Origin of the sequence: Skermanella pratensis (assembly GCF_008843145.1) — a bacterium.
GTDB classification, from domain to species: Bacteria; Pseudomonadota; Alphaproteobacteria; order Azospirillales; family Azospirillaceae; genus Skermanella; species Skermanella pratensis.
Window position 1 is genome coordinate 2,694,141 of record NZ_CP030265.1, and the last position, 17,042, is coordinate 2,711,182.

Here is a 17,042-nt window from a genome sequence, read left to right on the forward strand (position 1 = left end):
ATCGTTCGGGCGTAGAACTATGGAGGTAGTCCGCCCGCTCGGCAATACATCATCGAAGCTTCTTCATGCCGCAGTATCCAGGGCGGGAAGCCTTGCACCGGCCGACGGCACTTTTTCATGGCTTGTCCGTGGCGCCGGAACGATGAAAGCTGTTGCGTGGCGGCGTTCCATCGCCCATGTCACACCTTCGCCTTTTCCCCGTGCCCACGTCCGATCAGCAGAGACCAGATGACCCCCGGCGCCCGCCTTCAAGCCGCCATCGAACTCCTCGACGAGGTGGAGGTGACCCCGCGTCCGGCAGACGCCGTGATCAGCGCCTTCTTCCGTGCCCGCCGCTTCATCGGCGCCAAGGACCGCGCCGCCGTGGCCGAGACGGTCTACGGCGTGCTGCGCCGGCACGCGCGGCTTCGCTGGTGGTTCCAGCATGCCGGCGGCTTCCCCGTCACCGCCCGCACGCTGCTGATCGCCGACCAGATCCTGGCCCAGGGACGGCCGGCGGACCACCTGGACAAGCTGTTCAGCGGCGGCCGATTCGCGCCCGCCCAGTTCAGCCAGGGGGAGATCCGCCTGGCCAACAAGCTGGAGGGCCATACCCTGGACCATCCCGGCATGCCGGAGGAGGTCGCGGTCGAATGCCCCGACTGGGCCGCAGGGCATCTGCGCGAGTTCTTCGGCGACCGATTCGTGCCGGAACTGGCCGCGATGCTCGATCCTGCCCCGCTCGACCTGCGCGCCAACCCCGTCAAGGCGGACCGCGACGCGGCGCTGGCGGCGCTCGCCGCAGCCGGGATCGAGGGCGAGCCGACCCGCTGGTCGCCGTTCGGCATCCGGATCCACGGGCGACCTCCGCTGGCCTCGACCGACGCCTTCAAGAGCGGGATGGTCGAGATCCAGGACGAGGGCTCGCAGCTGATCGGGCTGCTGACCGACGCGAAGCCCGGCCATCAGGTGGTGGATTTCTGCTCCGGGGCCGGGGGCAAGGCGCTCGCCATCGCGGCCGGAATGCAGAACAAGGGCCGGCTGGTCGCCTGCGACGTGCTGGAGAAGCGGTTGAAGCGCGCGGCGGAGAGAATTCGCCGCGCCGGGCTCCATAATGTCGAGACCCGGCCACTGTCGAGCGAGCGCGATCCCTGGGTCAAGCGCCACAAGGGCAAGTTCGACCGCGTCCTGGTGGATGCGCCCTGCACCGGCACGGGCACATGGCGGCGCAACCCGGACAGCCGCTGGCGGCTGCTGGGGCCGGGGTTGGAGGAACTGGAGAAGCTCCAGCACAACATCCTCGATTCGGCGTCGCGGCTGGTGAAGCCGGGCGGGCGGCTGATCTACGCGACCTGCTCCATGCTGCCCCAGGAGAACGAGCGGCAGATCGAAACCTTCCTGGCAGCCCATCCGGACTTCACGGTCAAGCCGGTGGACGAGCTGTGGCAGGATTCCGTCGGCACCGCCGGCCCGGGGACCGGGTTCTTCATGCGCCTGTCGCCGGCTCGCCATGGCACGGACGGTTTCTTCGCCGCCGTGCTGGAGCGCGGGAGCGCCGCGGAATGATCGGGCGGGTCCGGCGCGCACGGCTCGACGATGCCGCCGCGATCGCCTATGTCCACGTGGCCGGCTGGCGCGAAACCTATCCCGGCATCGTCCCGGACAGCACGCTGGCCGCCATGGACGTGTTCAGCCGCACGCGCTACTGGGCGCAGGTTCTGGACAACAAGCGGAACCGCATCGATGTGTTCGTCTCGGAGATGCCGGTGGACGGCGAGGACCGGGTCGTCGGATTCGGCGTGACCGGGCCGGAGCAGGTCGGACTGGCCGATTATTCCGGGGAGTTCCACGCGCTCTACGTCCTTCAGGTCGGGCAGGGCCGGGGCCTGGGAACCCGGCTGATGACCACGATGGCGGCGGGCCTCGTGCTGAGGGGAATGACCGCCTGCACCGTCTGGGCCTTGCGCGACAATTTACGGGCGCGGCGATTCTATGAGAAAATGGGCGGCGTGCTGGTGAGCGAGCGTCCGCTGATGTTCGACGGCACGCGGGTGATGGAAGTGGCCTATGGTTGGTCCGACGTGACGCCGCTGGCACGGCGAAGTGTGGAGGCATGGCGCTGATCCGTCGAGCTTGTCCGGAAGACGCGGCCGGCATCGCCGAGGTTCATGTCGCCAGCTGGCGAACGACATATCCCGGCATGGTGCCCGACAGCTACCTGCTCGGCCTGTCCGTCCCGGGCTATACGCATCGCTGGCGCAGGATCCTGGCGGACCGGTCCCGCATCCACGGCAGCTTCGTCGCCGTGGAGCCGCCGCTCGGGGTCGTGGGGTTCGCATCCTGCGGGACCCAGCGGACCGCCATCGAAGGCTATGGCGGCGAATTCTACGCGCTCTATCTTTACGACCATGCGCAGGGCCGGGGCATCGGCCGGCACCTGATGGCCGCGATGGCGACCGAACTGACCAATTATGGGATGAACTCCGCGGTGGTCTGGGTGCTGGCGACCAATCCGTCCCGCTGGTTCTACGAACGCCTGGGCGGCTGCCGGCTGGCCGAGAAGATCGTCGATTTCGCCGGTACGAACCTGACGGAGGCGGCCTATGGCTGGCGGGACCTCGCCCCTCTGGCGCGCTTGTCCGCGGACCCTCCGGTGCGCTAACACACGGTTTTACGAAGCCAGATCTTCCCACGCTTGAAGCGAGTAGACATGACCGCCCCCCTTTCGAACGACCTGACCGCCGATCGCGTTCTCATCCTGGATTTCGGGTCCCAGGTGACCCAGCTGATCGCTCGTCGGGTGCGCGAGAGCGGGGTCTATTGCGAAATCCACCCGTTCAGCATGGCGCCGGAGAAGGTCAAGGAGTTCGATCCCAAGGCGATCATCCTGTCCGGCAGCCCCGCCTTCATCTCGCAGGAGAACTCGCCGCGTCCGCCGCGGGAGGTGTTCGAACAGAAGGTACCGGTGCTGGGCATCTGCTACGGCCAGCATGTGATGTGCGCCCATCTCGGCGGCGAGGTGACCGGGTCCGACCACCGCGAGTACGGCCGCGCCTATGTGGACGTCAAGGAGCCCTGCGCGCTGTTCGAGGGCATGTGGGAGCTGGGAGCCCGCGAGCAGGTCTGGATGAGCCACGGCGACCGCGTGACCCGGCTGCCGGAAGGCTTCCGCGCCGTGGGCCAAAGCGACGGCGCGCCTTTCGCCGTGATCGCCGACGACGACCGGCACTTCTACGGCGTGCAGTTCCACCCCGAGGTGGTCCACACCCCGCACGGCGCCCAGCTGCTGAGGAACTTCACCCACCATGTCGCCGGCTGCCGGGGCGAATGGACCATGGCCGCCTTCCGGGAGGAGGAGATCGCCCGCATCCGCGCCAAGGTTGGCAAGGGCAAGGTGATCTGCGGCCTGTCCGGCGGCGTCGACAGCTCGGTCGCGGCGGTCCTGCTGCACGAGGCGATCGGCGACCAGCTGACCTGCATCTTCGTCGATACCGGGCTGATGCGCTCCGGCGAGGCCGATCAGGTCGTCACCCTGTTCCGCGACCATTACAACATCCCGCTGATCCACCGCGACGCGTCGGACCTGTTCCTGGGCAAGCTGGCCGGGGTGTCGGACCCCGAGCGGAAGCGCAAGATCATCGGCGCCACCTTCATCGACGTGTTCGACGAGGAGGCGCACAAGATCGGCGGCGCCGAGTTCCTGGCGCAGGGCACGCTGTACCCTGACGTGATCGAGAGCGTGTCGCTGTCCGGCGGCGGCATGACCATCAAGTCGCACCACAATGTCGGCGGCCTGCCCGAGCGGATGAAGCTGAAGCTGGTCGAGCCGCTGCGCGAGCTGTTCAAGGACGAGGTCCGGAAGCTGGGGCGGGAGCTGGGCCTTCCCGAGAGCTTCATCGGCCGGCATCCGTTCCCCGGACCCGGCCTGGCGATCCGCATCCCCGGCGACATCACGCCGGAGAAGCTGGCGATCCTGCGGAAGGCCGATACGATCTACCTGGAGGAGATCCGCAACGCCGGCCTCTACGATGCCATCTGGCAGGCCTTCGCCGTGCTTCTGCCCGTGCGTACCGTCGGCGTGATGGGAGACGAGCGGACCTACGACTATGCCTGCGCGCTCCGGGCGGTGACGTCGGTGGACGGCATGACCGCGGATTATTTCCCGTTCGACCACGAGTTCCTGGGCCGCGTCGCGACCCGGATCATCAACGAGGTCCGCGGCATCAACCGCGTCACCTACGACATCACCAGCAAGCCCCCGGGCACGATCGAGTGGGAGTAAGGGCGGCGTCCGACAGAAGCGGATCGGTCCGGAAGCCAGCGGCGAGGAAATCGACCACCGTCCGAACCTTGTGAAGGTGAAGCTCCGGGATAGGCACACCGCTTGGCGTATCACCTCGGAGTTGCTTCGCCTTCACATTGCCGCGTACCCGCACGGCCGTTCGGTCTGCACCGCCGTCGAACAGCCATTCGTCGCCTGCCGCCGGCAAGTGTAGACGATGCAATCGTGCCCGGTGCGACAGACACGCCGATGACGCAGTCGAGCCATGCCGGAGGATCAGACCAGCGCCTCCCAGGTGAGGCCGCCGCGGTAGCGGTGGGAGACCCGGCCCGACTCCGAGATGGCGAAGAGATGGATCCAGGCGTTGTCGACGAGGTTGCGGACGGTCTCGTTCTTGGCGATGACCTCGTCGATCGCCTGGACAGGCGCTTCGATGAAGGCGTTCAGGCGGAGCGGTTCGTGGACGAAGCGCGTGCCGTCGTGGACCGACTGCCAGGGCAGACCGACCTTCAGGTCGCCCGCGTTCCCTTCCAGCACGCCCAAGGTGCCGGTGACGTTGTGGAGCACCTTGTTGCCGCTGCCGAAGGCCCTGTTGTTCACCGTCGAGCCGTAATATTGCAGGTTGATCCAGCTTGCGACCACCAGGGGCGCCGTCATGATCAGGGTCAGCACGTTGAAATCCGTGTCCTTCCGCCAATCGTAGTTGTGCAGGAAAGCCCGCCCGCCGAGGTCAATGCCGCGGGTGCGCGCGCGCGGGGCCGCGATGAAGGCGGCATTGCCGGCGAGGCCCCATTCCGGACGCACCTGCGCCCAGTCGCGGCTTCGGCCGATCACGGAGGCGTGGACCCCGGGCGCCTGCGGGGAAAGCCCGAGCAGCGCCGACCGTTCCATCCGGGCGAGGGCGGAGGCTTGGGCGAGCCACCGGCGCAGCTGCTCCAGGTCTTCCGCGTGGGATTTCGGCACCTCGTCGGCGTCGTGGATGGTGATCTCGTCGGTCGTGGTGTCGTGCAGGCAGCCGAGGAACCAGGTATCCTCCGGCACCGCGATGCCGCACCCCTTCAGTCCGGCCCGGACCCCCGGATCGTTGAGGATCGCGGCGGCGACGCGGGCGTTCGCCTCGCCGGTGTGGCCGCCGCAGGCGCCGCAGTCCAGCCCGGAGGCATGAGGGTTGTTGACGGTCGTGCTTCCGTGGCCGGTCAGCATGACCAGCCGCGCGAAGCCCTCCGTCAGCGACATGGCCCGCAGCACGGCCTCGGCCATGGCGACGCGCTGCTCGTCGGTGAAGCCGGTCTGCCGGCCCGCCACCGTGCGCGGGGCGAGACGGGGACCGATCCGGCCGACGGTGCCGCGGTCCAGGCCGTCGGTGTCGGGATCGCTGACGGTGCGGGTGAGTCCCGCGCCGTCGCTCAGCATCTTGGCGCCGAACAGCAGGCCAGTCGTCTCCACATAGGTGAAGGACGACACCGCCGATGTCTTGAACGACTTCCAGGCCTTGGCCGCACGCCGGCGCAGCAGGCGCAGCCCAGGATCTCGGTCTCCTCTTCCTCCGAGGCCTGCTTGACCGCCTCACACACGACGAAGGCCGGCTTTAGCAGGACCGGGCACTGGGCTCCGCCGGTGACGCGGCCGATCGGCACGTATTCGATGGGAAAGCCGAAGAAGCCGGCGAAGCCGACCGTTTCGGCTTCGGGGCAGGCGGTTTCCAACGCGCGCCTGTAGACCTCGGAGCGGACGTCGATGCAGAACGCCGCCTGGAGCCTTCTGCGGCCTTCCGGCGGGCAGGCTTGGCCGGCCCGGGTGCCGCCCGCCGCGAGCCGGGTCAGCAGGCGGCGCTCGTAGCCGGCCTCGTAGGCGTCCTGCAGGATCAGGTCGACGGCCAAGTCCGGATCGTCGCCGGGACGTTCGTCCGCCGGCAGGATCGCCGCCTCGTCCATCGCCCGCCGCCAGGCATCGGTGAAGGCTGCATCGGTGCGCTCGAGGAAGAGCGCGTAGCCCCAGGCGACCCTGATCGCCAGGAGATGGACCAGGGTGTCGTCCTGATGGCCGTGGAGTTCGCTGTTCCAGACCAGATACCGCGCATAGGCGGCCCACCCGCCGATGTCGAACAGCGCCCGGTGCAGGTAGTCCGGGACGGCGCGCGTCGGGATGCCGAGGTTTCCGACGACGGTGGCGATCGCCTCCACCGGATCGTCGGGCAGGCCGGCGACCGCCTTCCGGAACCCCCGGATGCCCATCGCCTCTGGATTGCGGTCGTGGCGCATGGATGCCCGCCATGCCGGATAGGGGCGCAGGTGGCGCGACGGCAGCCGCCAGTTAGCCTGCCCCTCGTCGAAATAGGCCGCACACCATTTGGAAATCTCGTCGATCATGAACGACGTGCGCGAGGCCTGGCGATCGCCGGCCGCGAGCGTGTCGAGGATCTCCGCGACAGTGGCGACGACCGCCCTGGGACGGGTGCCGGCAGGGTCCCGGACGAGGGCCTGCTTCAGGGCCTGGACATCGTTCGGCCGGCCGGCGCCTTCGGGCATCGCGGCGAGCGCCGCTTCCAGGTCCCGGTCGTCCATCTCGCCGTCCGCCAGCGCCTTCCGGTAGAAGCTCCGGGGCATCAGCATGTCGGTCCGCGCGACCCGCCGCAGGGTGGCGCAGGTCGCCGCGAAGCTCTGGCCGGAAAAGCCGAGGAACGGATTGACCGCGACGAAGTGCTTGAGCGGCCAGAGCGGTGCTATCCTGCCGCAGGCGGTGGATATCGCCGCCAGCAGGGCGGCCCGGTCGGGACCCGGGATGCCGGACCCGGTTCCGGCCTCGGCTTCGATCGTGGGCGTGACGGCCAGGGCGATGCTCATCTTTGCGCTCCGTTCATGGAAGTGGCGGCCTGGGAGGTGGATCGGCCCGGCGGGAGGCTGGGCCAGAAGCGCAGGACGAGCCGGTTGGCGATCGTGTTGACGTAGAACCCGTTGGTGATGTGGACATGGAGCGCCTGCCAGCGCGGTTCCCCGGCATGGCGGGGCATCAGGTTCTGGAACACCGTCAGCGCGCCGAAACCGAGAACGACCGCCGCGACGATCGCGTAGTCGAGCGGGCTTCCCGGCCCCTGGACCGCCGGGAGCGATCCGGCGAGCAGGCGCTCGGCGCCCAGCTGCAGGGCGAAATAGGCCGCGGCGACCAGCACCGCGAGCGCCGCGGCGCGGCCGATGACATAGCCCGTCGGCCGCTCGTCGATCGCGCCGGCGATCAGGTGGACGAGACCGAAGAGCATGATCGCACCGAGGGCGAACACACCCGGCTTCTCCGCGAGGCTCGCGCCGGACAGCGTTCCGATCACCAGCACCGTCGCCAGGACCGCGGCGACGGCCATCGTCATCCGCGCAGGATGCAGCTTGCCGCCCGGACTGGGCGACCAGGACGCCCGCGCGATGTCGATGACGCTGCCGGAGGACAGGAAAGCATGGGCCTTGTAGAGCGAGTGGGCGACGATGTGCAGCAGAGCCGCGGAATAGGCCCCGAGCCCGCATTGCAGCATCATGAAGCCCATCTGGGCGATCGTGGAATAGGCCAGAGACACCTTCACCGAGGTCTGGGTCAGCATCACCACCGAGCCGAACAGGGCGGTCAGCCCGCCGACCATGGCCAGGACGTGGAGCGAGGGCGCCGACAGCGAGATGACGTCCGCCAAGCGCAGCACCAGGAACCCCCCGGCATTGATGATCCCGGCATGCAGGAGGGCGGATACGGGGGTGGGCGTCTCCATCACCTCCGTCAGCCAGCCATGGAGCGGGAACTGGGCCGACTTGAGCAGGGCCGCGACCACCAGGAGGAGGGCGATCCCATGGATGGGCGCGGAATGGACCGGGTCCATCCCCGAAGCCCGCAGGGCGTCGGCGGCGGCGAAGATCCCGGCGTAGTCCAGGCTGCCGAAGGTCCGCTGGATCAGCACCATCGCGGTGATCAGGCAGATGTCGCCGATGCGGCTCGCCAGGAACTTCTTGCGCGCTGCCAGCACTGCGGCGGGCCGCTCGCCGTAGAAGACCAGCAGGCGGTGCAGGCCGACGCTGGTCGCGACCCAGGCGAGGGCGAACTGGAACAGGTTGCCGGAGACGATCAGCAGCAGGACGGCGGCGAGCGTCAGGCCCAGCCATCCCATGAAGCGGGTGTGGTTCGGATCGCCGTCGAGATACCTGCCGCTGTACCGGGTCACGACGGCGCCGACGAAGGCGACGAGGACCAGCATCACCGCGGTCAGGCCGTCCAGGTAGATCCCGAAACCCACTCCCGCGATGCCGACGGTCCCGGTCCGCAGCGTTCCATGGACGGCCCAGGCCGCCGCGGCCGCCAAGGCGACGGCGAGAGCCGCGAGGCTGGCGGCGAACGCGGGCCCGGCTGCGGAGCGGCGGGTACGGTCGGTGGAGGGGGCCGATGACGAAAGGGACGGCATCGCGGCCGCGATCAGCAGGAGCGGTCCGGCGGCGCAGAGCCAGAGGAGTGGTGTGGGCATGGTCGGCTCCGGTGAGAGGCGACCGCTGGATTATCCTGAACGCTGAGTTCTATAAAATAGAAAGATTGAATGATATCGTTCGCTTTTATAAAAGGACGCCATGCCAGCGCTGAACTATCGCCATCTCCGCTATTTCCGGGCGGTCGCCCATGAAGGGAACCTGACGCGCGCGGCGGAGCGCCTGAACCTGTCCCAATCGGCGCTCTCCGTGCAGCTTCAGAAGCTCGAACTGCAGCTCGGCCATCCCCTTTTCGAGCGGCAGGGCAAGCGCCTCGTCCTGACCGAGGCGGGACGGATCGCGCTGGACTATGCCGACACCGTGTTCCAGGCCGGGGACGAGCTTCTGAGCACCTTGCAGGGACGTGGCGGGCAAAGCAGGCAGGTGCTGCGGATCGGAGCCATCACCACCCTGTCGCGGAACTTCCAGATCGAGTTCCTCCGCCCGCTGATGGCCCGCCGGGATGTCGGGCTGGTCGTGCGCTCCGGGACGATGGGCGAATTGCTGGCCCGGCTGGAAGCCCATGAACTAGACCTCGTCCTGTCCAACCGGCCGGTTCAGCGCGATGCGCGGACGCCCTGGCACAGCCACCTGCTGGACGTGCAGCCGGTCAGCCTGGTCGGCCGTCCCAGACCGGAAACGGCGAATTTCCGCTTTCCGCAGGATCTGTCGATCACGCCGGTGCTGCTGCCCAGCCTGGACAGCGATATCAGGACAGGCTTCGACCGGGTCCTGGAGGTCGCGGGCGTCCGGCCGGTCATCCTGGCGGAGGTGGACGACATGGCCATGCTTCGGCTGATGGCGCGCGAGAGCCCCGGCTTGGCCCTGGTTCCGCCGATCGTCGTGCGGGACGAACTGCAGGCCGGCGTCCTGGTCGAATGGTGCCGGATCCCCGAGGTCACGGAAACCTTCTACGCCATCGCGCAGAGCCGCCGCTTTCCCAATCCGCTGATCGCCGGCCTGTTGTCGGGCGAGGGCGGGCCGGAATGCGCGGGGGCGACGTCCCGGACCGGCGATGCGTCACGCGCGGCGCCTCAGTAACGATCCCGCCAAGCTTCCTCCTGCTCCCGCTCGAAGTCGTAGGTACCGTAGGCGGAACGTCGGGACTGGCGGTCGCGCTGATCCTGGGTCATGCCGGAATTGCTTGTCGACTCGAAGTATTCCTCGTCGGACTGCACGCAACCGGACAGCGGGACGGCGAGGATCGATGCCAGGAAAAACAGACTGATCGGACGCATGGCCTGAGAACCCCGTGTTGGATTGCCATATGGGGGTCAACAGGTCGACAGGGTCAAGGTCTTGCCGTCGTCGGCCGGAACCGGACAATCCAGCCATTGCGGCGGAGCCTGGATCGGCTCGAACTCGGAATGGAGTGCCTCCGCCACGCGATTGTCGTTGGCTTGCCAGTGGTAGGCGATATCCATCAGCAGGTCATCAGGGATGTCCTGGTTGAGGATGCTGTCCAGATCGTACCGCGCCATCTCCTCACCTGCTTTGCCCAACTTGGTCACAGCCTTCAACAAGCCAGAACCCATCTTCGTCCTTCGAGTTGCGATAGTCTGTGATCCATTTCTCAGTCAGGCGGTATCCCGATGGGAAATAAGGATGGCATGTACCTCGAACGCGCAGTGGCAGATAGGTTCACGGTCACTGTATTGACCCTTATGGAACCATAGAACCCGTCGTCATGAAGACTTTCTTCCCGATCCGACACATCGACGTCGCCGCAACCGGAAACGTCAATGGCTCGGGCGCGTGCTGTCGCGTCGTCTTCGGCATGGATCGGGGCGGCAAAGCCCCCGGCCGGCTGAATCCTGCCTTTCTCCATGGCAGCGACGGCTTCGCCGGGGTCGCCCGGGCCAAGTCCGAACTGCCCGACCAAGTCCGCGCGAGCGGTTTGGTTTCCTCCTGAACGAGCATCCGTGACCCAACCCGCTCCGAGCGAGGACGCACTCGCCTACCGCTTGCGTCAGCAACGCCTCATCGCCGAATTCGGCTTCCACGCATTGCGCTGCCGTGACCTGGATGCCCTGCTCCAGCGCGCCACCGAGATGTGCGCCGAGGGCATGGCGACCCATTTGTGCAAGGTCCTGGAATGGCAACGGTCGGAGGACCGGCTGCTGGTCCGGGCCGGGGTCGGCTGGGCTGCGGGACTGGTCGGCCATGCCATCGTCGGCGCCGACCTGGAGTCTCCCGCGGGCTTCGCCCTGAAGACCGGCCGGCCGGTGATCTCGAACCACCTGGCGGGAGAGACCCGGTTCCGGACGCCGCGTCTGCTGGCCGAGCATGGCGTCCAGCGCGCCATAAACGTCGTCATCCGCGATGGCGTCGCCGAGTGCCCGTTCGGCGTGCTGGAGGTCGACAGCCCGGACCCCGGCCAGTTCGAGGAGGACGACATCGCCTTCATGCAGGGGTTCGCCAATCTACTGGGCGTTGCGGTCGAGCGGCAAAAAGCGGAGGATAGGCTGAACCGGTCGCACGACCGCACGCTGGAGATCCTGGAAAGCATCGGCGACGCCTTCTATGCGGTCGACGGCGCATGGCGGTTCACCTATGTGAACCGCAAGGCCGAGGAGTGGTGGGGACGCAGGCGCGAGGACCTGATCGGCAAGGTGTACTGGGAGGAGTTTCCCCAGGCGGTAGGCAGCGAGGCCTACGAGGCCCATCAGGAGGCCATGCGGCTGCGGCGGCACGTCCATCGCGAAACGGTTTCACCGATCCTCCGCCGCTGGGTCGACGTGGATATCCATCCGACGGCCACGGGCGGCCTGTCGGTCTATTTCCGCGACGTCACGGAGCGCCGGCGGACCCAGGAGGCTTTGCGGGCAAGCGAAGAGCGGCTGCGGCTGGAGCGGGAATTCCTGGATACCCTGATCCAGCGCGCTCCGGTCGGGATTTCCGTCGCGAGCGGTCCGACCGGGCAGGCCGTCACGCTGAACGACAACGCGAAGGAACTGCTCGGTCACGACGTGCTCGGCGGCGGCCTGGAACGCTATGGGACATACGGTGCCGTGCATCCCGATGGCAGGCACTATGCGATCGAGGATTACCCGACCGTCCGAGCCCTGACCCGGGGCGAGTTCATCGACCGCGAACCGATGATCTATCTGCGCGGCGGGCGCTCCGGGCACAAGCGGCGGCGCCTGCAGGTGAGCAGCGCGCCGGTCCGCGGCGCCGACGGGACCGTCGCCGCGGCCGTCACCGTGCTGATGGACGTTGAAGACCAGCACCGGCGGGCCGAGCAGCTCCAGATGCTTGCCGACGCGTCGCTGGCCGTCACCGCGGCCCTCACGCTCGACTCGACCCTGTCGGAAATCGCCGCGGCCGCCCGGGAGATCATCGGCGCCGGTCGCGCCAGGGTCGACCTGACGGGAGACGAGGGCTGGGACGAGGCTCTCGCCACGCCGGTGCGGGAGACCAGGCGGCCTGTCCGCTTGGGAAGATCGACGCTGGCCGTGCCGCTGGTGTCCGGCCGCGGCCGCGAACTCGGCATGGTCCAGGTGTCCGACAAGCTGGACGGGGGGGAGTTCGGCGCGGAGGACGAGGCGATGCTGGTCCAGCTCGCCCATCTCGCTTCCGCCGCCGTCGAGCAGGCCCAGTCCGAGGAGGAGTTGCGGCGGCTGAACGAAACGCTGGAGGAGCGCGTCGCCGAGCGGACGCGGGAGCGCGACCGGCTGTGGGAATTGACCGAGGACCTGCTCGTCGTGGCGGACTATGACGCGCGGCTGCTTCGGGTCAGCCCGTCCTGGGCGCGGCTGCTCGGCCATGACGAGGCCGCGCTGCTCGCGCAGCCATACCCGGACATCATCCATCCCGACGACCTCGCCGTCGTCTCGGCGTGCCTGGAGACGTTGCGGTCCGACGGTCAGCCCGTGCGGTTCGAGAACCGGATCCGGGCGGCCGACGGCTCCTGGAAATGGATCGCCTGGGTCCTGTCGGCCGACCCGAACGGCGAACATCTCCACGGCGTCGGTCGCGACGTGACCGCCGAGAAGGCCGCGACCGAAGCGCTGCGGGCCGCCGAGGAACAGCTTCGCCAGGCGCAGAAGATGGAGGCGCTGGGCCAGCTCACCGGTGGGGTGGCCCATGATTTCAACAACCTCCTGCAGGGGATCGGCGGCAGCCTGGAGGCGGTGGAACGGCGGCTGGAAGCCGGTCGGACCGATATCGGCCATTTCAGCCGAGCCGCCCGCCTGTCGGTCGACCGCGCGGCGACGCTGACCCAGCGACTGCTTGCCTTCTCCCGGCGGCAACCGCTCGAACCCGAGGTCGTGGACCTGAACGCGCTGGTGACCGGCATGCAGGACCTCGTCCAGCGCTCGGTCGGGGAATCCGTAAGGGTCGAAACCGCCCTCGAGGCGGAGATCTGGTACACCTGGGCAGACGTGAACCAGATCGAGAACGTCCTGCTGAATCTCGCGATCAACGCGCGCGACTCCATGCCGGACGGAGGACTGCTGACGATCGAGACGGCGAACACCTTGCTGGACGGGTCGTTTTCGCCTGACGGGACCGAGGTGCAGGCCGGGGAGTATGTGATGCTGGCGGCCACGGATACCGGCAGGGGCATGGCGCCGGACGTCCTGGCCCGAGCCTTCGAACCCTTCTTCACGACCAAGCCGGTCGGTGAGGGCACCGGGCTCGGCCTCAGCCAGCTCTACGGTTTCGCGAGGCAGTCGGGAGGCCATGCCCGGATCGACAGCACGGAAGGAAGGGGAACGAGCGTGAAGCTCTATCTGCCGCGCCACGGGGGCGCACCGGAACGGGCGGTCGAGCCCACCGGCGACGCCGCAACGCGCCCGGACGCCCAGGGCACCATCCTCGTGGTGGAAGACGAGATGATCGTGTCCATGGTCCTTGTCGAGACGCTGGAGGAGCAGGGCTATACGGTCCTGGAAGCTGCCGAGGGGCAAGCGGCGCTGGGGATCCTGGAAAGCCCTGTTCCGATCGACCTCCTTGTGACCGACATCGGGCTGCCGGGCATCGATGGACGGCAACTCGCCGAGAGGGCTCGGGCGCTGAGACCGGCGCTGAAGGTGCTGTTCCTGACCGGCTATGCCGGCCGATCGACCGATGGCGATCCTATCCTGGGGCCGGACACGGGGCTGATCGGCAAGCCGGTGCCGATGGACTCGTTCCTTGCCAAGGTCCAGTTCATGACGAGGCAGGCTTCGGCGAAAGAATAGTCGGCCGGGGATGTCGGCACGGCGCTCTCCCGCGCGTCCTTGGAGAAGTTCAACGCGAGCATGGGAGAGCGATGATGATGCAATCGGGCGGCAATGACGATGGTGTGATTCGCGGGTTGTTGCGGGACCGGGCGGGCGCGATCCGCGCCAAGGACGCCGGCGGGGCGCTCGCGGCCTATGCGGCCGATGCCGTGGCCTATGATCTGGCGCCTCCCCTGGCGAAGGCCGGTCCGGACGCCCTGGACTGGGCGGGCCTGGAGGACTGGTTCTCCACCTGGCGCGGTCCGGTCGGCTACGATCCCGGGGACTTCTCAGTCATGGTGGGAGGCGACCTCGCCTGCTGCCACGGCTTCCTGCGAATCAGCGGGACCAAGACCGATGGCGAGGAGGTCGAGGTCTGGACAAGGCAGACCTTGGTCCTGCGGCGATGCGCCCCGTCATGGCTGATCGTCCACGAGCATACTTCGGTTCCGTTCTATATGGACGGCAGCTACAGGGCTGCCGTCGATCTGAAACCCTGATCCTGGAGGTGACAGCGATGAGCGAAGCCATAGCCGCTGACCCCGTCCTGGGAGGCGTGGTGCCGTATCTCATGGTCGATGGGGCGATCAGGGCGGCGCAGTTCTACGAACGGGCGTTCGGTGCGGTCGAAATCGCGCGCCAGCCGGCCGACGACCAGGGGCGGACGATGCATGTTCATCTCCATGTGAACGGTGGTTCCGTGATGCTGAGCGACCCTTATCCGGAGTACGGCCAGCCGCTGGAGGTCCCGCAGGGCTTCACGCTTCACATGAAGGTCGACGATGTCGAGGCATGGTGGCGGCGGGCCGTCGAGGCCGGGGCGGAAGTGGCGATGCCGCTGGAGGACATGTTCTGGGGAGACCGTTACGGCCAACTCCGCGACCCGTTCGGCGTCATTTGGTCGGTAGGTGCGCCGATCCGGACCTGAGTTCCGGGATTCATTCGATTCAAGCGAACGATACAACTCATATAATGAGTTGGATCGAACGATTCGAGACTGCGATCATGGGGTCGGACCAAGGAGAGCCGAATCATGAACGCAACGTCACCGGCAACTGCCATCGCCAAGGTCAGGGTCGACATCGGGACCGGGCGCCCGCGCGATCCTGGCGTGTGGCCGGGCCTGTTGCTGGTGACGGCGGTCGCGCTTGCCGCCTTCGCCCTGGCGCAGATCCCGGGCCTGTCTGGCTTCAGCCCCCTGATCCTGGCGATCGTGATCGGGATCGCCTTCCGCGCCTTAGCTGGGGTGCCCACCCGGGCGCGCCCGGGCGTCGCCCTGTCGATGCGGGTCGTGCTCCGGTCCGCCATCGTCCTGCTCGGCCTTCAGCTTACGGCGGGGCAGGTGGCCGAGGTGGGGACGGCCGGATTGAGCGTGATCGTGGCGACGGTGGTCTGCACCTTCGCGTTCACGATCCGGCTGGGACGGATCATGGGCGTGGAGCGCGGGTTGACCGAACTGATCGCAGCCGGCACCTCGATCTGCGGCGCGTCGGCGATCGTCGCGGCCAACACGGCGACTCGGGCACGGGACGAGGATGTCGCTTATGCGGTCGCCTGCGTCACGGTGTTCGGCTCGGTCGCGATGGTGGTCTATCCCCTGCTGTCGGGACCGGCCGGCCTTGGTCCCTATGCCTACGGGATCTGGGCGGGAGCATCGATCCACGAGGTGGCGCAGGTGGTCGCGGCAGCTTTCCAGGGCGGCAGCGAAGCCGGGGAGTTCGGCAGCGTCGCGAAACTGTCCCGGGTCATGATGCTGGCACCGGTCGTGGTGGCTCTGAGCCTGATGGCGTCGAGCCGGACGCGCCGCGACGGCGCCCCCTGCGGCAGGGGCCGAGCGCCGGTGCCGTGGTTCGTGCTGGGGTTCATCGCGATGGTCGGCATCAACAGCGTGTTCGCGATCCCGGCGGAGGCGACGGCGGTGATCGCGACCGCGACGACATTCATGCTGGCGCTGGCGCTGGCCGGCATGGGCCTGGAAACCGATCTCGCCAAGCTGCGCGACAGGGGCGTCCGGCCGCTGGTGCTGGGGGGCGCCGCCTCCCTGTTCGTCGCAGCGTTCAGCCTGGGCCTGATCAAGACGTTCCTGTAAAGAAGCCTGCATGACGCTGGAGCAGCTTCGCATCTTCGTCGCGGTCGCCGAACGGGAGCACGTCACCCAGGGAGCGCGCGATCTCAACCTGACGCAATCGGCGACCAGCGCCGCGATCGCGGCGCTGGAAGCGCGTTATGCGATCAAGCTGTTCGACCGGGTCGGGCGGCGGATCGTCCTGACCGAAACGGGGCGGATCTTCCTGGCGGAGGCGAAGGCGGTGATCGCCCGTGCCGCCGCAGCCGAGACGGTTCTTGGCGACCTTGCCGGATTGACACGCGGTTCCCTGGGGCTCGCCGCGAGCCAGACCGTCGCGAACTACTGGCTGCCGCGAATAATCCACCACTATCATCTGCGCTATCCCGGCATCGCCGTGACATTGGCGATCGGGAACACGGAGCGGGTGTCTGGTCTAGTCCAACGCGGGGAGGCGGACCTTGGTTTCGTCGAGGGGGAGATCGATTCCGTCACCCTGGCGACCCACCCCGTCGCCGATGACGAGCTGGTCCTCGTCGTCGCTCCCGGGCATGACTGGGCTGGCCGGCGGCCGGAGCCGTCGCACGACTTTCCGAGGAAGCGGTGGGTATTCCGGGAACGCGGATCGGGAACCAGGTCGATCTTCGAGGCCGTCCTGCCGGGTATGGGAGTCGATGCGCGGGACTTGGCGATCTCCCTTGAGCTTCCGTCCAATGGAGCGGTGCGCGCAGCGGTCGAGGCTGGCGCCGGGGCGACAGTGATTTCGAAACTGGTCGCGGAAAGTTCCTTGCGGGCGGGAACGCTGGTCAGTGTCGACATCGCACTGCCCAAACGACGCTTCTTCGCGATGAGGCACCGTGAACGCTATCTCACGCGGGCGGCACAGGAATTCTGGCGGACGGTCGTGGACGGGAATACTTGAAAAAGCCGAAACGTGCCAAGCAGTCAGAAGAAAACAGCAGGTCAGCGTTTGAGGTCGATCGGTTCTTCGGCCAACCTGCCCGGATCGCGAACAATCT

16 protein-coding genes are annotated in these 17,042 nt (G+C 67.7%); 11 read left to right on the forward strand and 5 right to left on the reverse strand.

The window, feature by feature from the left end; all coding sequences use genetic code 11:
• The first annotated feature begins 228 nt into the window (after window positions 1-228).
• Genes DPR14_RS12190 through guaA form a run of 4 tightly spaced genes read left to right on the forward strand, consistent with a single transcriptional unit; the run spans window position 229 to window position 4,261 of the window.
• Complete coding sequence (locus tag DPR14_RS12190) at window positions 229-1,545, forward strand: RsmB/NOP family class I SAM-dependent RNA methyltransferase (protein WP_158045378.1); 1,317 nt, start codon at window positions 229-231, stop codon at window positions 1,543-1,545.
• A complete protein-coding gene (locus DPR14_RS12195) occupies window positions 1,542-2,102 on the forward strand; it encodes a GNAT family N-acetyltransferase (RefSeq protein WP_158045379.1) in 561 nt (186 codons plus the stop codon). The genes DPR14_RS12190 and DPR14_RS12195 overlap by 4 nt, the downstream gene beginning before the upstream one ends.
• The gene (locus tag DPR14_RS12200) at window positions 2,093-2,641 is read left to right on the forward strand and encodes a GNAT family N-acetyltransferase (protein ID WP_158045380.1); all 549 of its coding nucleotides are present in this window, start codon (window positions 2,093-2,095) and stop codon (window positions 2,639-2,641) included. The genes DPR14_RS12195 and DPR14_RS12200 overlap by 10 nt, the downstream gene beginning before the upstream one ends.
• 48 nt (window positions 2,642-2,689) lie before the next feature.
• A complete protein-coding gene (guaA, locus tag DPR14_RS12205) occupies window positions 2,690-4,261 on the forward strand; it encodes a glutamine-hydrolyzing GMP synthase (protein WP_158045381.1) in 1,572 nt (523 codons plus the stop codon).
• Between the two features lie 276 nt (window positions 4,262-4,537).
• Here guaA and DPR14_RS28710 read toward each other — a convergent pair whose 3' ends face one another.
• The 3 genes from DPR14_RS28710 to DPR14_RS12215 are packed head-to-tail and all read right to left on the reverse strand — an operon-like array spanning window position 4,538 to window position 8,753.
• Window positions 4,538-5,725, reverse strand: coding sequence for a putative inorganic carbon transporter subunit DabA (locus tag DPR14_RS28710; RefSeq protein WP_281352717.1), 1,188 nt, complete (start codon window positions 5,723-5,725; stop codon window positions 4,538-4,540).
• The gene (locus DPR14_RS28715) at window positions 5,668-7,104 is read right to left on the reverse strand and encodes a putative inorganic carbon transporter subunit DabA (protein ID WP_211103979.1); all 1,437 of its coding nucleotides are present in this window, start codon (window positions 7,102-7,104) and stop codon (window positions 5,668-5,670) included. Before DPR14_RS28715 ends, DPR14_RS28710 begins: the two co-directional genes overlap by 58 nt.
• Entirely contained in the window at window positions 7,101-8,753 is a 1,653-nt protein-coding gene (locus DPR14_RS12215) for an NADH-quinone oxidoreductase subunit L (protein ID WP_158045382.1), read from the reverse strand. The genes DPR14_RS28715 and DPR14_RS12215 overlap by 4 nt, the downstream gene beginning before the upstream one ends.
• A 100-nt stretch (window positions 8,754-8,853) precedes the next feature.
• On the opposite strand from DPR14_RS12215, the gene DPR14_RS12220 reads away from it, so the two are divergent.
• Window positions 8,854-9,792 (forward strand): LysR family transcriptional regulator, encoded by a 939-nt coding sequence (locus tag DPR14_RS12220; protein ID WP_158045383.1) that lies wholly within the window; start codon window positions 8,854-8,856, stop codon window positions 9,790-9,792.
• On the opposite strand, the gene DPR14_RS12225 is transcribed toward DPR14_RS12220, so the two are convergent.
• Entirely contained in the window at window positions 9,786-9,989 is a 204-nt protein-coding gene (locus tag DPR14_RS12225) for a hypothetical protein (protein ID WP_158045384.1), read from the reverse strand. The two genes, DPR14_RS12220 and DPR14_RS12225, sit on opposite strands and share 7 nt — an antisense overlap.
• A 36-nt stretch (window positions 9,990-10,025) precedes the next feature.
• On the reverse strand, window positions 10,026-10,286 hold the full coding sequence (locus tag DPR14_RS12230; RefSeq protein ID WP_192499438.1) for a hypothetical protein: 261 nt from the start codon (window positions 10,284-10,286) through the stop codon (window positions 10,026-10,028).
• A 152-nt stretch (window positions 10,287-10,438) separates the two neighbouring features.
• Between DPR14_RS12230 and DPR14_RS27395 the strand changes: the two genes are divergently transcribed.
• The 6 genes from DPR14_RS27395 to DPR14_RS12255 all read left to right on the forward strand — a co-directional run bounded on the left by DPR14_RS27395 (window position 10,439) and on the right by DPR14_RS12255 (window position 16,945).
• On the forward strand, window positions 10,439-10,663 hold the full coding sequence (locus DPR14_RS27395) for a hypothetical protein (RefSeq protein ID WP_192499439.1): 225 nt from the start codon (window positions 10,439-10,441) through the stop codon (window positions 10,661-10,663).
• A gap of 10 nt (window positions 10,664-10,673) precedes the next feature.
• Entirely contained in the window at window positions 10,674-13,937 is a 3,264-nt protein-coding gene (locus tag DPR14_RS12235) for a PAS domain S-box protein (protein ID WP_192499440.1), read from the forward strand.
• 71 nt (window positions 13,938-14,008) lie between these two features.
• A complete protein-coding gene (locus DPR14_RS12240) occupies window positions 14,009-14,458 on the forward strand; it encodes a YybH family protein (protein ID WP_158045387.1) in 450 nt (149 codons plus the stop codon).
• A 17-nt stretch (window positions 14,459-14,475) separates the two neighbouring features.
• Window positions 14,476-14,886, forward strand: coding sequence for a VOC family protein (locus DPR14_RS12245; RefSeq protein WP_158045388.1), 411 nt, complete (start codon window positions 14,476-14,478; stop codon window positions 14,884-14,886).
• Window positions 14,887-14,991: 105 nt separating this feature from the next.
• On the forward strand, window positions 14,992-16,047 hold the full coding sequence (locus DPR14_RS12250) for a YeiH family protein (protein WP_158045389.1): 1,056 nt from the start codon (window positions 14,992-14,994) through the stop codon (window positions 16,045-16,047).
• 10 nt (window positions 16,048-16,057) lie between these two features.
• A complete protein-coding gene (locus DPR14_RS12255) occupies window positions 16,058-16,945 on the forward strand; it encodes a LysR family transcriptional regulator (RefSeq protein ID WP_158045390.1) in 888 nt (295 codons plus the stop codon).
• Window positions 16,946-17,042 lie beyond the last annotated feature (97 nt).

Coding starts and splice junctions, on each gene's coding strand:
- DPR14_RS12255 (WP_158045390.1), top strand. CDS start 16,058: ATGACGCTGGAGCAGCTTCGCATCTTCGTCGCGGTCGCCGAACGGGAG.
- DPR14_RS12225 (WP_158045384.1), bottom strand. CDS start 9,989: ATGCGTCCGATCAGTCTGTTTTTCCTGGCATCGATCCTCGCCGTCCCG.
- DPR14_RS12220 (WP_158045383.1), top strand. CDS start 8,854: ATGCCAGCGCTGAACTATCGCCATCTCCGCTATTTCCGGGCGGTCGCC.
- DPR14_RS12230 (WP_192499438.1), bottom strand. CDS start 10,286: ATGGGTTCTGGCTTGTTGAAGGCTGTGACCAAGTTGGGCAAAGCAGGT.
- DPR14_RS27395 (WP_192499439.1), top strand. CDS start 10,439: ATGAAGACTTTCTTCCCGATCCGACACATCGACGTCGCCGCAACCGGA.
- DPR14_RS12200 (WP_158045380.1), top strand. CDS start 2,093: ATGGCGCTGATCCGTCGAGCTTGTCCGGAAGACGCGGCCGGCATCGCC.
- DPR14_RS12240 (WP_158045387.1), top strand. CDS start 14,009: ATGATGATGCAATCGGGCGGCAATGACGATGGTGTGATTCGCGGGTTG.
- DPR14_RS28715 (WP_211103979.1), bottom strand. CDS start 7,104: ATGAGCATCGCCCTGGCCGTCACGCCCACGATCGAAGCCGAGGCCGGA.
- guaA (WP_158045381.1), top strand. CDS start 2,690: ATGACCGCCCCCCTTTCGAACGACCTGACCGCCGATCGCGTTCTCATC.
- DPR14_RS12245 (WP_158045388.1), top strand. CDS start 14,476: ATGAGCGAAGCCATAGCCGCTGACCCCGTCCTGGGAGGCGTGGTGCCG.
- DPR14_RS12250 (WP_158045389.1), top strand. CDS start 14,992: ATGAACGCAACGTCACCGGCAACTGCCATCGCCAAGGTCAGGGTCGAC.
- DPR14_RS12215 (WP_158045382.1), bottom strand. CDS start 8,753: ATGCCCACACCACTCCTCTGGCTCTGCGCCGCCGGACCGCTCCTGCTG.
- DPR14_RS12195 (WP_158045379.1), top strand. CDS start 1,542: ATGATCGGGCGGGTCCGGCGCGCACGGCTCGACGATGCCGCCGCGATC.
- DPR14_RS12190 (WP_158045378.1), top strand. CDS start 229: ATGACCCCCGGCGCCCGCCTTCAAGCCGCCATCGAACTCCTCGACGAG.